The 17189-nt window shown below is 62.7% G+C and carries 22 protein-coding genes and 1 tRNA gene; 13 read left to right on the forward strand and 10 right to left on the reverse strand.

The features are described from left to right. The first annotated feature begins 78 nt into the window (after nt 1-78). Nucleotides 79-984 (forward strand): TetR/AcrR family transcriptional regulator, encoded by a 906-nt coding sequence (locus J2W46_RS15990; protein ID WP_310354961.1) that lies wholly within the window; start codon nt 79-81, stop codon nt 982-984. 140 nt (nt 985-1124) lie between these two features. Further along, a complete protein-coding gene (locus tag J2W46_RS15995; RefSeq protein ID WP_310354962.1) occupies nt 1125-2255 on the forward strand; it encodes an enoyl-CoA hydratase/isomerase family protein in 1131 nt (376 codons plus the stop codon). Nucleotides 2256-2290: 35 nt separating this feature from the next. On the opposite strand, the gene J2W46_RS16000 is transcribed toward J2W46_RS15995, so the two are convergent. Beyond that, on the reverse strand, nt 2291-2716 hold the full coding sequence (locus tag J2W46_RS16000; protein WP_020065778.1) for a hypothetical protein: 426 nt from the start codon (nt 2714-2716) through the stop codon (nt 2291-2293). A 403-nt stretch (nt 2717-3119) separates the two neighbouring features. On the opposite strand from J2W46_RS16000, the gene ssuD reads away from it, so the two are divergent. Genes ssuD through J2W46_RS16020 form a run of 4 tightly spaced genes read left to right on the forward strand, consistent with a single transcriptional unit; the run spans nt 3120 to nt 6462 of the window. Continuing rightward, nucleotides 3120-4280 carry an FMNH2-dependent alkanesulfonate monooxygenase gene (ssuD, locus tag J2W46_RS16005; RefSeq protein ID WP_310065312.1) on the forward strand — a complete coding sequence of 387 codons (1161 nt, stop codon included), beginning with the start codon at nt 3120-3122 and terminating at the stop codon, nt 4278-4280. 51 nt (nt 4281-4331) lie between these two features. Continuing rightward, nucleotides 4332-5198 (forward strand): aliphatic sulfonate ABC transporter permease SsuC, encoded by an 867-nt coding sequence (gene ssuC / locus J2W46_RS16010; RefSeq protein WP_310354963.1) that lies wholly within the window; start codon nt 4332-4334, stop codon nt 5196-5198. After that, a complete protein-coding gene (locus J2W46_RS16015) occupies nt 5195-6199 on the forward strand; it encodes an ATP-binding cassette domain-containing protein (RefSeq protein WP_310354964.1) in 1005 nt (334 codons plus the stop codon). The genes ssuC and J2W46_RS16015 overlap by 4 nt, the downstream gene beginning before the upstream one ends. Nucleotides 6200-6246: 47 nt before the next feature. Further along, nucleotides 6247-6462 carry a TOBE domain-containing protein gene (locus tag J2W46_RS16020; protein ID WP_020065782.1) on the forward strand — a complete coding sequence of 72 codons (216 nt, stop codon included), beginning with the start codon at nt 6247-6249 and terminating at the stop codon, nt 6460-6462. A gap of 8 nt (nt 6463-6470) precedes the next feature. Here the strand turns inward: J2W46_RS16020 and J2W46_RS16025 are convergent, their stop codons facing one another. Next, on the reverse strand, nt 6471-6794 hold the full coding sequence (locus J2W46_RS16025; RefSeq protein WP_088174910.1) for a hypothetical protein: 324 nt from the start codon (nt 6792-6794) through the stop codon (nt 6471-6473). Nucleotides 6795-6969: 175 nt separating this feature from the next. Here J2W46_RS16025 and J2W46_RS16030 point away from each other — a divergent pair, with 175 nt between their 5' ends. Together J2W46_RS16030 and J2W46_RS16035 are read left to right on the forward strand one after the other, a co-directional pair. Beyond that, entirely contained in the window at nt 6970-7167 is a 198-nt protein-coding gene (locus J2W46_RS16030; protein ID WP_087750954.1) for a hypothetical protein, read from the forward strand. A gap of 137 nt (nt 7168-7304) precedes the next feature. Next, nucleotides 7305-7547 carry a DUF6566 family protein gene (locus J2W46_RS16035; RefSeq protein WP_027775201.1) on the forward strand — a complete coding sequence of 81 codons (243 nt, stop codon included), beginning with the start codon at nt 7305-7307 and terminating at the stop codon, nt 7545-7547. Between the two features lie 102 nt (nt 7548-7649). On the opposite strand, the gene J2W46_RS16040 is transcribed toward J2W46_RS16035, so the two are convergent. Next, the gene (locus J2W46_RS16040) at nt 7650-7916 is read right to left on the reverse strand and encodes a hypothetical protein (RefSeq protein ID WP_020065786.1); all 267 of its coding nucleotides are present in this window, start codon (nt 7914-7916) and stop codon (nt 7650-7652) included. Nucleotides 7917-8239: 323 nt separating this feature from the next. Here J2W46_RS16040 and dusA point away from each other — a divergent pair, with 323 nt between their 5' ends. After that, nucleotides 8240-9241 (forward strand): tRNA dihydrouridine(20/20a) synthase DusA, encoded by a 1002-nt coding sequence (gene dusA, locus J2W46_RS16045; RefSeq protein ID WP_310354967.1) that lies wholly within the window; start codon nt 8240-8242, stop codon nt 9239-9241. Nucleotides 9242-9330: 89 nt separating this feature from the next. After that, a tRNA-His gene (locus J2W46_RS16050) sits at nt 9331-9406 on the forward strand. Between the two features lie 91 nt (nt 9407-9497). Here the strand turns inward: J2W46_RS16050 and J2W46_RS16055 are convergent. Beyond that, on the reverse strand, nt 9498-9869 hold the full coding sequence (locus tag J2W46_RS16055) for a hypothetical protein (RefSeq protein ID WP_310354969.1): 372 nt from the start codon (nt 9867-9869) through the stop codon (nt 9498-9500). A 263-nt stretch (nt 9870-10132) separates the two neighbouring features. Further along, nucleotides 10133-10345 (reverse strand): DUF3820 family protein, encoded by a 213-nt coding sequence (locus J2W46_RS16060; RefSeq protein ID WP_006048800.1) that lies wholly within the window; start codon nt 10343-10345, stop codon nt 10133-10135. 141 nt (nt 10346-10486) lie between these two features. Here J2W46_RS16060 and J2W46_RS16065 point away from each other — a divergent pair, with 141 nt between their 5' ends. Together J2W46_RS16065 and J2W46_RS16070 are read left to right on the forward strand one after the other, a co-directional pair. After that, nucleotides 10487-11539 carry an NADP(H)-dependent aldo-keto reductase gene (locus J2W46_RS16065; protein WP_131320571.1) on the forward strand — a complete coding sequence of 351 codons (1053 nt, stop codon included), beginning with the start codon at nt 10487-10489 and terminating at the stop codon, nt 11537-11539. Between the two features lie 213 nt (nt 11540-11752). Continuing rightward, nucleotides 11753-12175, forward strand: coding sequence for a hypothetical protein (locus J2W46_RS16070; RefSeq protein ID WP_020065791.1), 423 nt, complete (start codon nt 11753-11755; stop codon nt 12173-12175). A gap of 108 nt (nt 12176-12283) precedes the next feature. Here J2W46_RS16070 and J2W46_RS16075 read toward each other — a convergent pair whose 3' ends face one another. Beyond that, on the reverse strand, nt 12284-13111 hold the full coding sequence (locus J2W46_RS16075) for an ABC transporter permease (RefSeq protein ID WP_088174597.1): 828 nt from the start codon (nt 13109-13111) through the stop codon (nt 12284-12286). Nucleotides 13112-13139: 28 nt separating this feature from the next. After that, nucleotides 13140-14054, reverse strand: coding sequence for a nodulation factor ABC transporter ATP-binding protein NodI (nodI, locus tag J2W46_RS16080; protein ID WP_310354971.1), 915 nt, complete (start codon nt 14052-14054; stop codon nt 13140-13142). A gap of 276 nt (nt 14055-14330) precedes the next feature. On the opposite strand from nodI, the gene J2W46_RS16085 reads away from it, so the two are divergent. After that, nucleotides 14331-14795 carry a universal stress protein gene (locus J2W46_RS16085; RefSeq protein ID WP_020065794.1) on the forward strand — a complete coding sequence of 155 codons (465 nt, stop codon included), beginning with the start codon at nt 14331-14333 and terminating at the stop codon, nt 14793-14795. A gap of 179 nt (nt 14796-14974) precedes the next feature. Here the strand turns inward: J2W46_RS16085 and J2W46_RS16090 are convergent, their stop codons facing one another. The 3 genes from J2W46_RS16090 to lexA form a co-directional block, all read right to left on the reverse strand. Next, nucleotides 14975-15676, reverse strand: a complete 702-nt coding sequence (locus J2W46_RS16090; RefSeq protein ID WP_310354973.1) for a DUF2939 domain-containing protein — start codon at nt 15674-15676, stop codon at nt 14975-14977. Nucleotides 15677-15786: 110 nt separating this feature from the next. After that, nucleotides 15787-16155, reverse strand: coding sequence for a hypothetical protein (locus J2W46_RS16095; RefSeq protein ID WP_204520695.1), 369 nt, complete (start codon nt 16153-16155; stop codon nt 15787-15789). Between the two features lie 107 nt (nt 16156-16262). After that, on the reverse strand, nt 16263-16913 hold the full coding sequence (gene lexA, locus J2W46_RS16100; RefSeq protein ID WP_027775193.1) for a transcriptional repressor LexA: 651 nt from the start codon (nt 16911-16913) through the stop codon (nt 16263-16265). Nucleotides 16914-17189 lie beyond the last annotated feature (276 nt).

The raw sequence follows: 17189 nt of genomic DNA on the forward strand, positions 1-17189 counted from the left end.
ATGTTTTGTGAACAGTGTTCAGTGAACGGTGTTCAGTTTAATTTGACTTTTCAGTTTGTCAACTGGAAAATGCCTCGCATGGGAATCGCTGAAAGAAAGAATCGGGAGAAGCAGGCGTTGCGGGAACGCATCCTTGCAGCCGCACGACATATCGTGATGCGTGAAGGCTTTGCCGCGCTCTCAATGCGGAAGATCGCCGAAGCGATCGAGTATTCGCCCGCCGCGCTGTATTTGCACTTCGCGAGCCGCGACGAGATCGCCCGGGCGCTGTGCGAGGAAGGCTATGCGCAGTTGCTGCAGACCTTCGAGCCGCTCGCGGGCATTGCCGACCCGGCTGAACGGCTCAAGGGAATGGGGCGCGCTTATGTCGCCTTTGGTGTCGCTCATCGGGAAACGTACCGGTTGATCTTCATGGAAGATCCAAGCTATACCGGCGCGGCGCTCGGTGCGAAGGCGGCCGCAGCGGTGTCCGGCCCGTCGAAGTCCGACCCGTCAATTGGAAGCGAGGCGCAAACGCGGGCTCAGTCGGAGCAGCCCGGCACGGAAGACGATCCGGGCGCCGCGGCCTTGCAATTCATGATTTCCGCACTCGACGAACTGAAAGCGGCGGGGCGTCTTGCTGCATCGGTGGATCCGAGGGTCTGGGCCGACGCTTTCTGGGCGACGTTGCATGGCATCGTCGCGCTTCATCTGACGTGCCCGGTTTTTCCGTCGGCGCCACTCGACACCGTTGTGGGAATCGCAATGGACACCTGGCTTGGGGCGGGCGGTGTCGCTGCGGATGCAGATCCAGTTGGCATCGCAAGCTCGAACGCTAACGGGGCGGTGTCTCGCCGGAAGAGGACCGGTGCCGCGGGCGCGCAAAGTTCGTCGCAGGACAATGCGCAAGTCAAAGGGCAAGGAGAGGCGCAAGCAGAGGTGCAAGGCGGCGTGGGAGCAGAACCCGCGGCTACCCGGCGCCGCGCAACGAAAAAGGCGCGTTAGGCAACGAGTCACCGCCTACCTTGGCGACGTTCCCACCCGAAGTCGCGCAAGGCTGCGCCTTGCCCCCCAAACCGACCCCGAGTCGCGGGCCGTGATAACGTTGGGTTTCCACGTCTTTGCGCCGCCGTGCGTTGTCTTTCATGTCTCTTTCCGCCTCGCCCGAAGCTAGCGACGAAGTCGCGACTTACGTAGCCAACTGCATCGGTTTCATCGAGCTTGAAAGGCCGAAGGCGCTGAACGCGCTGTCGCTCGGCATGATCCGAGCGATCCACGCCGCGCTCGACGACTGGCGCGAAAATCCCGATGTGCTTGCGGTCGTCGTGCGCAGCCAGCATCCTCGCGCGTTCTGCGCGGGCGGCGATATCCGCTTCCTCTACGAGTCGGCGAAGCGTGGCGAACACGAAGCGCGCGACGCGTTTTTCATCGAGGAATACCGGCTCAATCACGCAATCTTCACTTACCCGAAGCCGTACATCGCGTTGACGAACGGTGTGGTGATGGGCGGCGGCATGGGCATCTCGCAGGGCGCGCATCGTACCGGCGGCCTGCGCGTCGTTACCCAGTCGACAAAAATGGCGATGCCGGAAACGCGCATCGGCCTATTCCCGGATGTCGGCGCTAGCTGGTTTCTTGCCCGCACGCCCGGCGCGATCGGCCGCTATCTCGCGGTGACCGGCGAAGCGATAGGCGCTGCCGACGCGTTGTACGCCGGCCTCGCCGATCTCTATATCGACGATGCCGCGCTGCCCGCGCTCATCGACATCTTGCGCAGCGAACTGTTCGAGCGCGGCGCGGACGTCGTTGCGTGCGTCGAGCGGGAAAGCCGCGCTTATCAGGTCGCGCCGCAGCCGGAGCAGTCGCCGCTTGCCCGCGCGCGGCGCTTGATCGACCGGCATTTTGCGCTTCCCGACGTGCCGCGCATTCTCACCTCGCTTCAGCAGAAGTGCGATCGCGATACCGCCGATTGGGCCGAGCAGACCATTGCCGTGTTGCGGGAGCGCTCACCGCTTTCCATGGCCGTTTCGCTGGAGGTGGTGACGCGCGCGGAAGGCTCGATGGCCGAAGTGCTGCGCGGCGATCTCGATCTCACGCGTTCGAGTTTCCTGCAAGGCGACGCGGTGGAAGGGATTCGCGCGCGCATTATCGACAAGGACAACGCACCGCACTGGCGCTTCGCGCGCATTGAGGACGTGAGCGCCGCCGATGTCGCGAAAATGTTCGAAAGCCCGTGGCCGGCCAACGAACATCCGTTGCGGGATCTGCACGGTTAAGGCGCGGGCGGACGCGACGAACCGCCCTGGCCGACTCAATCCACCTCTTCGCTCGCCATGAAGGCGCGCATGAAGACGAGCGCGCCCCAGCCCCACATTGCGTTCGCGGCGAAGCCCATGGCGAGGCGCGGCAGCATGTTGCCGCTCGGCCAGATGCCGCGCAGCGGATCCACGACGAACACGCTCGCCGCCGTCAACACGATGCCGCCGAACACGAACGCGGGCAGCCACGGCGCGCGTCGCTCGGGAGCCACGCGCAAGAGCCACGCCATGAGTACGGCCCAGAACGCGCTCCAGATTGCGTTAGCAATGAACTCGGGCAGGCCGAGCGGTAGAAACGGGGCAGTCGAAAAACCGCTTTTGTCGATAACACCGGCTGCATTCAGCAGCGCCAGCGTCGATTCATGGAAGAACAGAGAAGCCAGAAAACCGGCGACGAACGGCAGGATGAGTTTTTGCATGCATTGCACCGCCAGGGTACAGGCGCGTGGTTCGCGTTGCCCGCACCGGATTATTGGAAACGTGCGCCATTATAGCCAGCGGTGACGCCTTTTCCGGTTGCGCGAAGCGTCGCGTTCGTATGCTTTAGCGTCGGGCTAATCACGGAAGTGGAAAACCTAAGCTCAAAAAAATCGTTCAAAAGCCGCGCTCCGCTCCATAGACTCTTTCTCCATGTAGACGGCGCTTGCCGCCGTCGCCCTTAGCGTCGATACCGCATCTTCCGTTCTTTAGCGATGCATCGCCCGGCTCATCTCCGATGACCGGCTGTATGCGCGCGGCCCGCGCCTGCGCCGGCGTGTGGTTTTGCCGCGCGGCATGCACCGTCTTTATTCAATCCAGTTTTGAATTCGCAGGGAGCAGTAAATGAATGTGTTCTGGTTCATTCCGACTCATGGCGACAGCCGCTATCTCGGTACGTCGCAAGGCGCGCGTGCAGCCGATTACGACTACTTCCAGCAGATCGCTGTCGCCGCCGATACGCTCGGCTACGAGGGCGTGCTGCTGCCGACCGGCCGTTCGTGCGAGGACGCATGGGTCGTTGCATCGAGCCTCATCGCCGCGACGAAGCGCCTGAAGTTTCTCGTCGCGATCCGGCCGGGCATTTCGTCGCCGGGACTTGCGGCACGCATGGCGGCCACGTTCGACCGTCTGTCGAACGGGCGCCTGCTAATCAATGTGGTGACGGGGGGCGACGCGGCCGAGCTCGAGGGCGATGGTGTGTTCGTCGATCACGACACGCGCTACGAGATCACCGATGAATTCCTGCACATCTGGCGCAAGCTGCTGAGCGCCGCGCATACGAACGACGCGATCGACTTCGACGGCAAGCATCTGAAGTCGAAGGGCGGCAAGGCCTTGTATCCGCCGGTGCAGAAGCCGCATCCGCCGCTGTGGTTCGGCGGTTCGTCGCCCGCCGCGCACGACATGGCGGGCGAGCATATCGACACCTATCTGACCTGGGGCGAGCCGCCCGCCGCAGTTGCAAGGAAGATCGCCGATATTCGGGCCCGCGCCGCCGCGCACGGCCGCACGATCCGGTTCGGCATTCGCCTGCACGTGATCGTGCGCGAGACCGAAGAAGAAGCATGGGCCGCAGCCGACAAGCTGATCAGCAAGCTGGACGACGAAACCATCGCGCGTGCGCAAGCATCGTTTTCGAAGATGGATTCCGAAGGCCAGCGCCGCATGGCCGCGCTGCACGGCGGCAAAAGGGGTGGGCGCGCCGAACTCGAGGTCTATCCGAATCTATGGGCCGGCGTGGGTCTCGTGCGAGGCGGCGCGGGCACCGCGCTCGTCGGCAACCCGGAGCAGGTGGCGGCGCGCATGAAGGAGTACGCGGACCTCGGTATCGAGACGTTCATCCTGTCCGGCTATCCGCATCTCGAAGAGTCGTATCGTTTTGCCGAACTCGTGTTCCCGCTGCTGCCGAACCGGCAGAGCAAGACGTCGAGTGGACCGTTGTCGGGACCCTTCGGCGAGATTGTCGGCAACAACTATTTGCCGAAGGCGGCGAGCGCGAGCTGAGCGTCGCCCGCATCGGTACGGCATCTTCGACACGCAATGAGGGAAGTAACCATGGCTCAATCTACTGTAAGTGCGGATCGGGACGCGAGCGCGCGCGGCGGCGCCGGTTTTGGTTCCGCGCTGGCGTCCGCTGTCGGGTCGTTACGGCAAGTCGGCGCGTCGCTCGCGCCGTGGGTCGCACCGCTTCTGATTCTCCTCGCATGGGAAACCGCCGCGCGCAGCGGCGTGCTGTCGACGCGCGTTCTGCCCGAACCGCTCGCCGTCGTGAAGGCCGCGTGGTCGCTGATCCAGTCGGGCGAGATGTGGGCGGACGTGAAGGTCAGCACGTGGCGCGCGGTGTCTGGATTCGCGATCGGCGGTGGGATCGGTCTCGTGCTCGGACTCGCGACGGGGCTCTTCAAGCCGGTCGAAATCGCACTCGATTCGACGGTGCAGATGATCCGCAATATCCCGGCGCTCGCGATGATCCCGCTCGTGATCCTGTGGTTCGGCATCGAGGAGCAGGCGAAGGTGTTTCTCGTAGCGCTGGGTGTGTTTTTCCCCGTCTACGTGAACACGTTTCACGGCATCCGTTCGGTTGATTCCAATCTCATCGAGATGGCGCGCAGCTACGGCGTGAAGGGTTTCGCACTTTATCGCCATGTGATCCTGCCCGGCGCCTTGCCGTCCATTCTCGTCGGTGTGCGCTTCGCGTTTGGGCTGATGTGGGTGACGCTGATCGTCGCAGAGACGATTTCCGCGCAGTCGGGCATCGGTTACATGACGATGAATGCTCGCGAATTTTTGCAAACCGATGTCGTCGTGGTCGGCATTCTGCTGTACGCGGCGCTCGGCAAGGTCGCCGACGTGCTGGCAAAAAGCCTGGAGCGCATGTCGCTGCGTTGGCATCCGGCTTATCAACGGGGAGGCAAGGCATGAGCGCAACGACATTTTCGTCGTCGTTCGGCGGCATCGCGGGCAGCGATCTCGAAGCGGAACTGGCGCAGGCGCGCATCGCCGATCGCGACGCCGGCCTGGCCGCGGACTCGCAGCAACGCGACACAGCCCACGGCTATGTGCGCGACGCGAGCGCGGCGGGCGAACCAAACGGTCCACGTCGCGAGAACAACGCGGCCGACTATTCGGTCCGGTTGCGCGGCGTCGGCAAGCAGTATGGCGAGCGCAAGGTGCTGACGGACTTCGACCTGTCGATCGAGCGCGGCAGTTTCGTCGCGATTGTCGGCCGTAGCGGTTGTGGGAAATCGACGTTGCTGCGTCTCGTCGCCGGTCTGGAGAAGACCACGGCGGGCGTGCTCGAAAAGCGTGCCGAAGACGGCCTGCCGCTCGACACTCGCATCATGTTTCAGGACGCACGCCTGTTGCCGTGGAAGAGCGTGTTGCAGAACGTGATGCTCGGACTGCCCCGCAGCGCGCGGGAAGACGCGCGTGCGGTGCTGGCCGAAGTTGGATTGCTGGAGCGTGCCGGCGACTGGCCCGCGCAACTGTCCGGTGGTCAACGTCAGCGTGTCGCGTTGGCGCGCGCGCTCGTGCATCGTCCGCAGTTGCTGCTCCTCGACGAGCCGCTCGGCGCGCTCGATGCACTGACGCGCATCGAAATGCACTCGCTGATCGAGCGCCTGTGGCGCGAGCACAAGTTCACCGCCTTGCTCGTCACGCACGACGTGCACGAGGCCGTCGCGTTAGGCGACCGCATCCTTTTGATCGAAGAAGGGCGCATCGCGCTGGATCAGCCGGTGCCGCTCGCGCGCCCGCGAGCGCGTGCGTCGGCGGGCTTCGCCGCGCTCGAAGAACACGTGCTGCAGCGCGTTCTGAAAAATGCGCCAAACGACGACGCATTGTCCGGACAGCCCGAAGACGCACGCGGCACGCGTAGCCAGGGCCGCTTCCGGCGGCCTACAGACGTCCGCTGGGCTGTCTGACGTTCCTTGACTGACTGTTTTCAATCGCTTCCCTGGAGTCACTCGCAATGAGCATTTCCGCAATCAACGTACGCAATCAGTTCAGAGGCAAGGTCAAGGAAATCATCCGTGGACCAGTTGTGTCCGAAGTCGATGTCGACACGCCGTTTGGCATCGTGACTTCTGTGATCACCACGCGCTCGATCGACGAACTCGACCTGCAGGTCGGCTCGGAAGTCGTCGCGCTCGTCAAGTCGACGGAGGTCTCGATCGCGCGCCTGTAAGCGCCGCGCTATTTCGCGTTCGCGCCGCTCGCGGGCGGCTCGTGCATCATCTTGTCGTTGGTCGGCTTGCGCGGACGCTTGATCGGCATGTTGTCCGGGTTGCTCGATCCGGTCGAGCCGGAGGCCGCCTCGGGCGGCTTCGCCATCGACGACGCGGCGTCGCCCGGCGCCGCCGGCTGCTTTGCCGGCGCAGCGGAGCCTTTGGAATCCGTTGATCCGGCTTGCGCCGCTTCGGCCGCTTTGGCCGTTCCTGCCCACGGCGCCGTTTCGCCTACACACATCGCTGCCAGTGCGGCGACTGCGGACAGAGCTGTCAGAGTGCTTCGCTTCATCTCCTTCTCCTTGTGCGTGCTTCGCAGCCGGTCGGATTGCGTGAGTTCGGGATAGACCCGGCTTGCCGGCGAAAATTCACGCGCAAAGCCATTCGGCCATGACGATGCACCAATGCGACTGCATTCGCTCTCGAAACTTGCTAGGATGAATTTAGCCATATCGACGGAGGCAGCCATGTCGAAGTCATTGAGTCCCGAAGCGATCGAAGCGTTGCGCCGCTTGAACGAGGTCGGCGTGGGTCAGCCGCCGCCGCGATTCCCACAGACCGTAACCGCTGAATTGCTGGCTTGCGGGCTCGTCGCCGAGGCAAGCGGGGACGAAGTCGAAATCACCTGTAACGGCAGGCAGTACCTTTCAGGCGATTGCGATTGAGCATGAATGCCGGCGATTACGCGATGCGGCGTCAGCGCATGTGACGGCGTTCGCGCAGCGCAACTATCGCGTTGACGCGGCGCGCACGCTGGGCGCTACGAACGTCCTCGGGAAGCACGGCAGACGTGGAGGTGAAGATGGAGCCGAAAGGGCTCGACATGGGAGATTACCAGGAGCGCTATCAGGACTACGACATCGAAGTCGCGGTCGAACAGGTGCTCACTGGCGTCAAGGCGCATTTCCGTGTGCTGCGCGGGAGCGCAGTGGTGGTCGACTGGCGGCTGGTGCATATCGACAGCCTGTGGCCCACCGAGCACGCCGCGGCCGAAGCAGGTTTTCGGGCCGCGCGCGAAGTCATCGACGCAGGTGTTGCGGGTTGAGGCCGCCTGAGCCCGTAAACGGAAGAGGGCGCCGGCATCGGAACCCGATGCTCGGCGCCCTCTGTGCTTGCCGCTAAGCGCAGCAAGCTCGGCAGCGAATGCTTAGTGGCCGAAGAAAACCGACTGCGGACCCGATGCCGGTTCACGCGTGCCCGATTGCGACGATGCGTTGTTCACGCCACCGTAAGCGTTCGATTCGGCGTTAGCGCGTTCAGCCGCGACGGTCTGCGCGTTCTGGCCTTGTTGCGAAGCCGGTGCGCCGACCGACGGACGATAGAACGGTGCCGGGCCGTAGCCGCTTGCAAAAGCCGGTGCAGCGATCGAGGCGGAAACGGCAACGAGAAGGGCGGCGATAAATTTGGTCTTCATGATGTACCTCCAATGATTTCGACTTTCGGAATGGCGTCGCGGGAGCCGGGGCTGTGTCTGCAACGTCGATGGAGGCAGTGTATACCCCTACTATCGAGAATTTGTGCCGATAATTTGAAATTACTGTTCTTGCTGGTGAAATAATCGGGCGATCGTAGAGCGGGCGGGGCTCGGCGACGGTCTGGCCCCGATCGCCAAGCGATAGATGCGGGTTAAAGACCTGATCGGGAAGGGGTTTTATGGGGTGATTAGCCATGCGGCGGCCGGTCAATCGCCCGCATTGCGTTAAAATTGCGGTTTCGATTCAAGCCTTTGGCCGTCCCATGTCTTCAGCTAGTACTGCCAGTCCGCGCCGCGTCAGTGTCGCACCCATGATGGACTGGACCGATCGTCATTGCCGGTCGCTTCATCGCATCATCTCGCGTCACACGTGGCTCTACACGGAAATGGTGACGACTGGCGCCCTGCTGCACGGCGATGTGCCGCGCCATCTCGCATTCACGCCCGACGAAGCGCCCGTCGCGTTGCAACTCGGCGGCAGCGAGCCAGACGATCTCGCGCGCTCGGCGAAGCTCGGCGAGCAATGGGGCTATGACGAAATCAATCTGAATTGCGGCTGCCCATCGGAGCGTGTGCAGCGCGGCGCGTTCGGCGCGTGTCTGATGAACGAGCCGCAACTGGTGGCCGACTGCGTGAAGGCCATGCGCGACGTCGTCTCCGTGCCCGTCACGGTCAAGCATCGAATCGGCGTGGATGCCGTCGAGGATTACGGCTTCGTACGCGACTTCGTCGGCACCATCGCAGATGCCGGTTGCAACGTCTTTATCGTCCACGCGCGTAACGCGATTCTCAAAGGGCTGAGCCCGAAAGAGAACCGCGAGATCCCTCCGCTCAAGTACGACTACGCGTATCAATTGAAGCGCGACTTTCCGCAACTGGAGATCATCATCAACGGTGGGATCAAGACGCTCGACGAAGTGCAGACACATCTTGCACACGTCGACGGCGTGATGCTCGGGCGGGAGGCGTACCACAATCCGTATATGCTGGCCGATGTGGACGCGCGCTTCTACGGGTCCACCGAAGCGCCGCTCACGCGCGAGCAGGTCGAGGCGAAGCTCATCGAATATTGCGGAGCCGAGATGGCCCGCGGCACTTACCTTGGTGCGATCACTCGTCACGCACTCGGTCTCTATCGAGGCGAAGCGGGTGCGCGCGGCTGGCGTCGCGTGCTGTCAGATAGCAAGCGCCTCGCTGCGCGCGACCTCTCTATCTTCAACGAGGCGAGACAGCATCTGCGTGAGCCAGCCGAAATTTTTGAATAAAGGACTAGGCAAACGCGGAACGTGTTCGTATAATCTCGTTTCTTCGTTGGCGAGTCAGGTTTTCCGGCAAGTCAAAGCAGATCTCAGTGGTGGCTGTAGCTCAGTTGGTAGAGTCCAGGATTGTGATTCCTGTTGTCGTGGGTTCGAGCCCCATCAGCCACCCCAAAGAATTTCGGCAGTAAAGATTGAGGTTGATTGCAAACGGCGTTGTGAGAAATCACAACGCCGTTTTTGTTTTGGGTTCGCTCTTTTCTCGTCAATGGCTGCGGCCGCCATGCCCGCCGCCGCTCCACGAACTGCCGCCATGGGATCCGCCATATCCCCCATATCCCCCATATCCCCCATATCCCCCATATCCGCCGCCGTGGCCGCCATGCCAGCCACCGTGACCGCCGTGCCAACCGCCGCCCCAGTGTCCGCCACCGCCGTGGTAGTAGCAGCACGGTCCGCCCCAGCCGCCCCAGATGCCGACCGTGCCGTACACCGGCGCATAGGGTGGCCCATATCCGTAGCCATAGGCGGGGTAATAGGGTTGGGCGTAGGCGTAGTCATAGCCGGGCGCGACTGCGCATCCGCTGACGCCCGCGACTACGGCCAGCAATGCCATCGATGCAAAGAGTCTGCTCACAATCGCCTCCCGTCCTCACATAAAGGATCAGAAAGGTCGCGAGCCTGAGAGTTCAGCCGCATTTGTGTCCGCGCATTACGATCGCACCGAGTGCCTGCACAACGCGCATCCTTGTGTCGCACCGGTACTCCAAGGCGCGTGCTGCATGCGGCGATCGAAAGCGCGTCGGCGTATCTATTGCGCGGTAACACCTGGTTAATCTTCTGCAACAGAACAGGCCGCCGCTGCTCTTATCATGCGATGCAGTTGATCGGAAGAACGCTTCAGCGCTTGCGCAATGGTTCGATCAGCGACGACAAGCCGTTGTGATCGATCTCGTGCATCAGCGCGAGCAGCCGTCCAATCTCGCCCGGCGGAAAGCCCTGGCTCGCGAACCAGTTGAGGTAATGGCCGGGCAGGTCGGCTATCAGGCGACCCTTGTACTTGCCGTAGGGCATCACACGCGTGACCAGCAGTTCGAGGTGTTCGGGATTCATCGTGATGCACCGGCGCAAGGAATGTTGGGCGAGGCGCGCTTGCACTGCACGCCAGCACGGCATTCTAGCCGTGCTGCAGGCATCGCGCGGGCATGGTAACTTGAGCGGTTTATGTTCATATAACTAACAAGGAAAGCTTCCATGGAATACCGCAGACTCGGCGATTCGGATGTACAGGTCAGCCTGATCGGACTCGGCACCATGACGTGGGGCGAGCAGAACACAGAGCAGGACGCGCACGCTCAAATCGACTACGCGCTCGACCATGGCGTCAACCTGATCGATACCGCAGAGATGTATCCGGTGCCGCCGCGCGCCGAGACGCAAGGTTCGACCGAGCGATTTATCGGCACTTGGCTCGCGAAGCATCGCAGCGCGCGCGAGAAAATCGTGCTCGCTACGAAGATTGCGGGCCCCGCGCGCCAGCCGCATAACCCGCGACATATCCGCGGCGAGACCAACCAGTTCGACCGTAAAAACCTCACTGAGGCGCTGAACGACAGCCTGAAGCGCCTGCAAACGGACTACGTCGATCTGTACCAGTTGCACTGGCCGGACCGCAATACGATGACGTTTGGCCGTCCGGCCTATCCGTGGGTCGACGACGAATACACCGTGCCTATCGACGAAACGCTGTCCGTGCTCGCCGACTTCGTCAAGGCGGGCAAGGTGCGCCATGTGGGCGTATCGAACGAAACGCCGTGGGGCGTCGCGCAGTTCCTGCGCGCGTCGGAAAAGCTCGGCTTGCCGCGTATCGTCAGCATCCAGAACCCGTACAGTCTGCTCAACCGCACTTACGAGGTGGGGCTCTCCGAGTACGCGCACCGCGACAACATCGGCCTGCTCGCGTATTCGCCGCTGGCGTTCGGCTGGCTGTCCGGCAAGTACGAAGGCGGCGCGCGGCCGGCTGGCGCACGCATATCGCTCTTCGAGCGCTTCCAGCGTTACAGCAAGCCCCAGGCGATCCAGGCCACCACGCGTTACGTCGAACTGGCAAAGCGCCATCGCATGTCGCCGGCCCAGTTGGCGCTTGCCTTCGTCAATAGCCGGCCGTTCGTCACGAGCAATCTGATTGGCGCGACCTCGCTCGATCAGTTGAAGGAGAACATTGCGAGCGTCGACGTAAAGCTGTCTCAGGACGTGCTCGATGAAATCGACGCACTGCATCAGCTGCAGCCGAATCCGGCGCCTTGAGTTCGCTGGGACATGCAACGAAAGGCAAATGTCCCTCCCTGTCGGCAAATCACGACCTAAACTGTGGTGAGCAGGACGGGCTTCTGCCTTCGTGTCGTGCTTTTGCGCGTGGCGCGGCGCGCACGAATGGTAGGATGCAGCCCGGAAAATCGGCAGCGGCGGCGGGTTTTCAGCCGCACTGTTCACACTCGGCGATAGCACTCAGGACATCGAATGGCGCAACAAAAAACGAACCCAAAACTCGAGCAGGCGCTGACGCGCGGGGACCTTGCGATCCGTCAGGCGAATTCGGCGCGGGCCACCGCGCTGCTGCGCGCGCTAGCCAAAATGATCGTTGATGCTTCGGCGACGATCGGCGTCGAAGCATTCACACTGATTCCGGACGGCGACAAGATTTACGATCCGGCCGACGGTCTCTGGCCGCAAGAACTGCAGATTTCGCTCGACGGTCCGGTCGAGGACGCCGATCCGGACGAGATCCGCACCGTGCGGCTGATTGCCGACGATCCGGGCACGATGTTCCGGGTGGAATGGCAGCGTGCCGATGGCAAGATCGGCCGTCACGAAGGCGGCCCGTTTGCAACAGTCGCGTTCATCTCGGACGTCGACATTCCCTGGACCGACGAAGAGGACTGAGCTCGCGTCCGTGCAGCAAATTCATTCGTGGGCGCTGACCTATCGGGTCAGCCGCCCTCGAATTGTCCGCACCTCTCTGCCGCGCGGCACGAGTTACTTCAGCACGAGTTACTTCATCATCCGGCGCCGAAACAGCACGGCGGCGACGATAAACCCTCCTACCGCATAGCCCGCCAGCACGGCCGCGTGCCACAGGGCGTTGTCGAGCGGGCGACCAAGCATCGCAGGCCGTATCAGATCGACCGCGTGCGCCAGCGGCAGGACCTCGGCCGCACCACGCGCGGCGGCAGGCAACTGCGAGATCGGGAAGAACACGCCGGAGAGCAACAGCATCGGCGTCAACACTAGCGTTTGATAAAACATGAAAAAGTCGTACGACGGCGCGAGCGCGGTCACGACCATCGCGACACTTGCGAACGCGAGGCCGGTCAGCACGATCACGGGCAACGCGAGCAGCACCGACGGAAAACTGGCGTAGCCGAGCGCGCCCGCCACCAGCATGATCGCGGCGCCCGACAACACCGACTTGCTGGCCGCCCAGATCACTTCGCCAAGCACGATATCGCCGAGCGTCAACGGCGTGTGCATGATTGCTTCCCACGTGCGCTGCACGTGCATGCGCGAGAAGCCCGAATACATCGACTCGAAGCTCGCGGACATCATGACGCTCGACGCAACGGTGCCCGCTGCTAGGAAGGCGATATACGACACGCCGTCGACGCGGCCCACCATCAGCCCGAGACCGAAGCCGAGGCCGAACAGGTAGATCATCGGATCGGCGAGATTACCGAACATGGAGGCGAGCGCAAGCTTCTTCCACACAAGGTAGTTGCGGCGCCACACTGCGATCCAGTTGACCGCGTTCGCGGGCAACGCGGCGAAAGGGGCCTGCATGGGTGGCGTGGCTTCGTTGCTTCGATAAGTGCGTGCATCCATTGCGTGTCTCGTGCAGTGTCGATGGAAGTCAGTCCTGCATCTCGCGGCCCGTGAGACGCAGGAACACATCCTCGAGATTCGCCGGGCGGTGCAGATAGCGCAGGTCCGCTCGCTGCTTCAGTCGCGCATGCACTGGCCCGGCGTCGTTCACATAACAGAAGAGCGTCTCACCGCTGATCTCGGTTCGCTGTGCGAGCGGCGCAAGCTCATCGCGTAATGCGAACGGATCGGGGCCGAAAATCTCGATGACGTCGCAGCCGATTTCCGACTCGATCAGCTCCCTTGGCGCGCCTTCCGCAATCTTGCGTCCTTCTTCGATCACGCACAGCCGGTCGCATAGCCGCTCGGCTTCTTCCATGAAGTGGGTGGTCAACAAGATCGTCTTGCCACGCGCGAGCAGCGAGCGCAGTCGCTCCCAGATGAGATGCCGTGCCTGCGGGTCGAGGCCGGTAGTCGGCTCGTCCATGATCAGCACGTCTGGATCGTTGACGAGCGCCCGCGCGAGCGTGAGGCGCCGCTTCATGCCGCCCGACAGTTCGCTCACGCGCGCGTCGGCCTTGCTCTCCAGCCGCGCGAATTCCAGCAGCGACGGCACCATCGCGCGGCATTGCGCGGCGCTCAAGCCGAAGTAGCGGCCGAACACCAGCAGATTTTCGCGGACGGTAAAGTCGGGATCGAGGTTATCGAACTGCGGCACCACGCCCACGCGCGCCCGCGCGATGCGCGCCCGGCCGGGAATCGGCTCGCCGCACAGGCGGATCGAGCCGGCGTCCGGCGTGGCAATGCCGAGCAGCATGCGCAATGTGGTGGTCTTGCCGGCGCCGTTCGGTCCGAGCAGGCCGAAACACTCACCGACGTCGACATGAAACGACAGTCCGTCGACAACTTTCTTTTCGCCGTAACTTTTTTCAACCTGCTGGAAGTCGATAGCGGTGTCGGGCATGGATAGGGATCGAGGCTCAGGCAAAAGAGGCGAATCGACGGGAAGGCTGCTCATTCTAGGTCATCAGCCGGGAAATGGCGGTTTAAGGAGCGCCCCGCGCTGTGGGTTCTTGCACTGCCGCAAAGGCGTCGCCGGCGTTGTCCTCACCGAGTGTGCCTCGTATGCACAAGGCCGGGGCGTGCAGCAATCGCACTTAGCGTTTTCCATCCCTTGCAAGCTGAATTGCGGCGCACCATGATTGATTCAGACCGCGCTTTTGCGGAAAGGGGGAGAACGATGGCGAGCTACCAGAAAATCCTGCTGTGCTACGACGGCTCGCGCGAAGGCCGCAAGGCTCTGCGTTGCGGCGCCGACCTTGCGCTGGATCTGAAGGCGCAAACGCATCTGCTTTCGGTGGTGGACATGCGCTCGAGCATTGCGCAAAGCGCGGGCCTGCTGACGGACGTCGCGTGCGGAAGCTTCGAAAAGACCGCGCGGGACATCCTGCAAGAGGGCGTGGACTGGCTGACTGAGCGCGGTGTCAACGCGCAGGGTCACTTTGCGTTCGGCCATCCGATCGACGAGATCGCCAATCTTGCCAACGAGTTGCACGTTGACCTCGTGGTGGTGGGCCACCGTTGCCGCACGGGCTTGTCCCGATGGTGGATGGGTGCCGGCAACACACCGCTGCTCGACCGGGTGTCATGCAGCATTCTGGTCGCGTGCTCTTCAGCGCATGAGCAGCAGCAGGAAGCGGCCTGACGATGCGGTTCGGGTGCACGGCCACCCGCGCCAGGCGTGCAGCCTTCGTGCGGGTGGGTGCTCGTGAGCTTTGGTCCGGATGAACGCGGAGGACGGAGTAGCGGGCGGCGCATGCATTACGAGTGCATTGCGTCAGATCGGCCGCGTGCGCGTTCGATGTGTCAAGCCGCGCCTGGCGCTCACTCGTTCAGATTGACCGCCGCCAGCTTCCACGTGAAAAGACCCTCGCGCATGAAGATGGCGGAGTAACGCGCGTCCCCCGCACCGTGCTGGTATGTGACGGCGAACTCGTTGATGCCGCGATAGCCGGCCGTGGTTTGCGGCGGTTGCGGCGGTTGCGGAGGTTGCGGTGACGTGGGCCTGCTAACCGCGTTGCCGCTCGGATCACCCGTAGCGCCGCCGGGCGTGCTGCTGTCCGCGCCGGACGATCCGGGGGCGGGCGCATTGGCAGCGGGCGGATTGCCGGTGACCGGCGCGGCGTTGGGCCGCTCACCCGGCTCGCCGCGCGGCGGCATGCCGTTCAAAAGCGCAGCCACGCCGTCGGGTGTTGCATACGCGTCGACGAGCGGGCCGATCAACGCGACGCCAATCATCGCGCCGATCGCAGCCAACGGATTGCCGTTTCCGTGTGAGTCCAGCCGCCGCGTCAGCAAGCCGGTGACTTGCTGCTTCAGGCTCTCGCGCAACGCGGGAAAATCGACATACCGATTCACCGTCTGCGCGTCACGTGCGTCGGCGGCGCGTTTGAGGTTGTTGAGCGCGATATACGGGGAGGCATAAGCGAAGCCCAACGCCGCGATCAGCGCGATCACGATCAACGTGACGGTAAGCGTGACTGCAAGCGGACGGGCGCTGCGCTTCCTGGGTGTTGAAACTGCCATCGAGCGGAAATCTCCATCAGGTGTGATCTAACGTGGACCGCAACCGCGCTGAAACGATCCGTGCGCTGCCACAAACCATGTGAGCGACGCGCCCCACACCTCACAACTCATCAGGACTCGAAGACCGCTCCGTGGACGTTGGTTTCCTCGGCGATGCAACGGTCAATCATGCGGCACACCGCGTCTACAGTGCCGACCATGATGAGCCGCGACGGCCCGTGGTACACGCGCACCGGCGCACGGCGCTCCGGCTCGGCAGTATTGAGCCCCGAGTTCAGCGACACGCGGGCGAATGCGGGCAGTGACGACGGCAATGAAGACGGCAACGCGGCCTGCCGGTCGGACCCACGAGCGGGCGAGTCGAACAGCGACGCGGTAGCGGCCGTGGACGCTTCGATCAGTGAGCAAGGTACCAGCTTGCGCAGATGGCGCAGACGGCCGAACTGGCGAAACGGCAACAGGCGGGCAAGGCGTTCCATGAGTCTCTCCGGGCGATTCAACATGAGTACTGCTTTAGTCGGTGAGCAGGCGAACGGTTGGCTAATGACGCACTGAGCTTGTCGCTCATTAAGCCAAACCGTTGCTGTCAGAATTCGCCCGGGCGGATCAGCCCGACAGCGATGCCTTCCAGCGCGAAATCCGCGCTGCCTGTCTCAACGAAGATGTTCTCGTAATCGGGGTTCTCGGCAATCAACTCGATACCGTTCGCGCGGCGCTTAAGGCGCTTGACCGTGACGTCGTCGCCAAGCCGCGCAATGATGATCTGGCCGTCTTTGGCCTCGCTTCTTTTCTGCACCGCAAGCAGATCGCCGTCGAAGATACCCGCGTCGCGCATGGACAGCCCGCGCACCTTGAGCAGGTAGTCGGGCTTGCTCGAGAAGAGCGCCGGGTCGCACGCATAGTGTTGGGCGATATGTTCCTGCGCGAGGATCGGGCTACCGGCGGCAACCCGGCCGATAAGCGGCAGCGACAGCTGCATGATGCTGGCGTGCGGCAACGTGAACTGATGCGGCGCCTCGTCCGGGCCAGCAAGCAGGCGAATGCCGCGCGACGCGCCGGCCGCGAGTTCGATCACGCCCTTGCGTGCAAGCGCCCGCAGATGCTCTTCAGCCGAATTGGCCGAGCTGAAACCCAGTTCGGCGGCGATTTCCGCGCGAGTGGGCGGAAATCCGGTGCGCTCTATGGCCCGGCGAATCAGATCGAAAACCTGCTGCTGTCGTGCGGTGAGTTTGGTCATGGCGCCACTGTATGGATGAACAGGTGCCTGTATTTTTATACAGTATCCGGCGCAATTCAAGCTTTACTTTAAGTTTGCGGCTCGACCCCTCGCTGCAACGTCGTAAATCGACGTCAAGACATCCGTTTTCATGCCGCAACGCCTTATCTGGCTGTCATTACCACTTTTGCGTATTAAAAAATGAATAAACATTATTTTTAATGATGAAAGCCCCCGGATAGACTGGCCTCCAGTCGCTCATGTGCACGTGACCCGACGCAAAACAACACACGCTGT

The organism is Paraburkholderia strydomiana (assembly GCF_031456815.1).
GTDB lineage: Bacteria > Pseudomonadota > Gammaproteobacteria > Burkholderiales > Burkholderiaceae > Paraburkholderia > Paraburkholderia caledonica.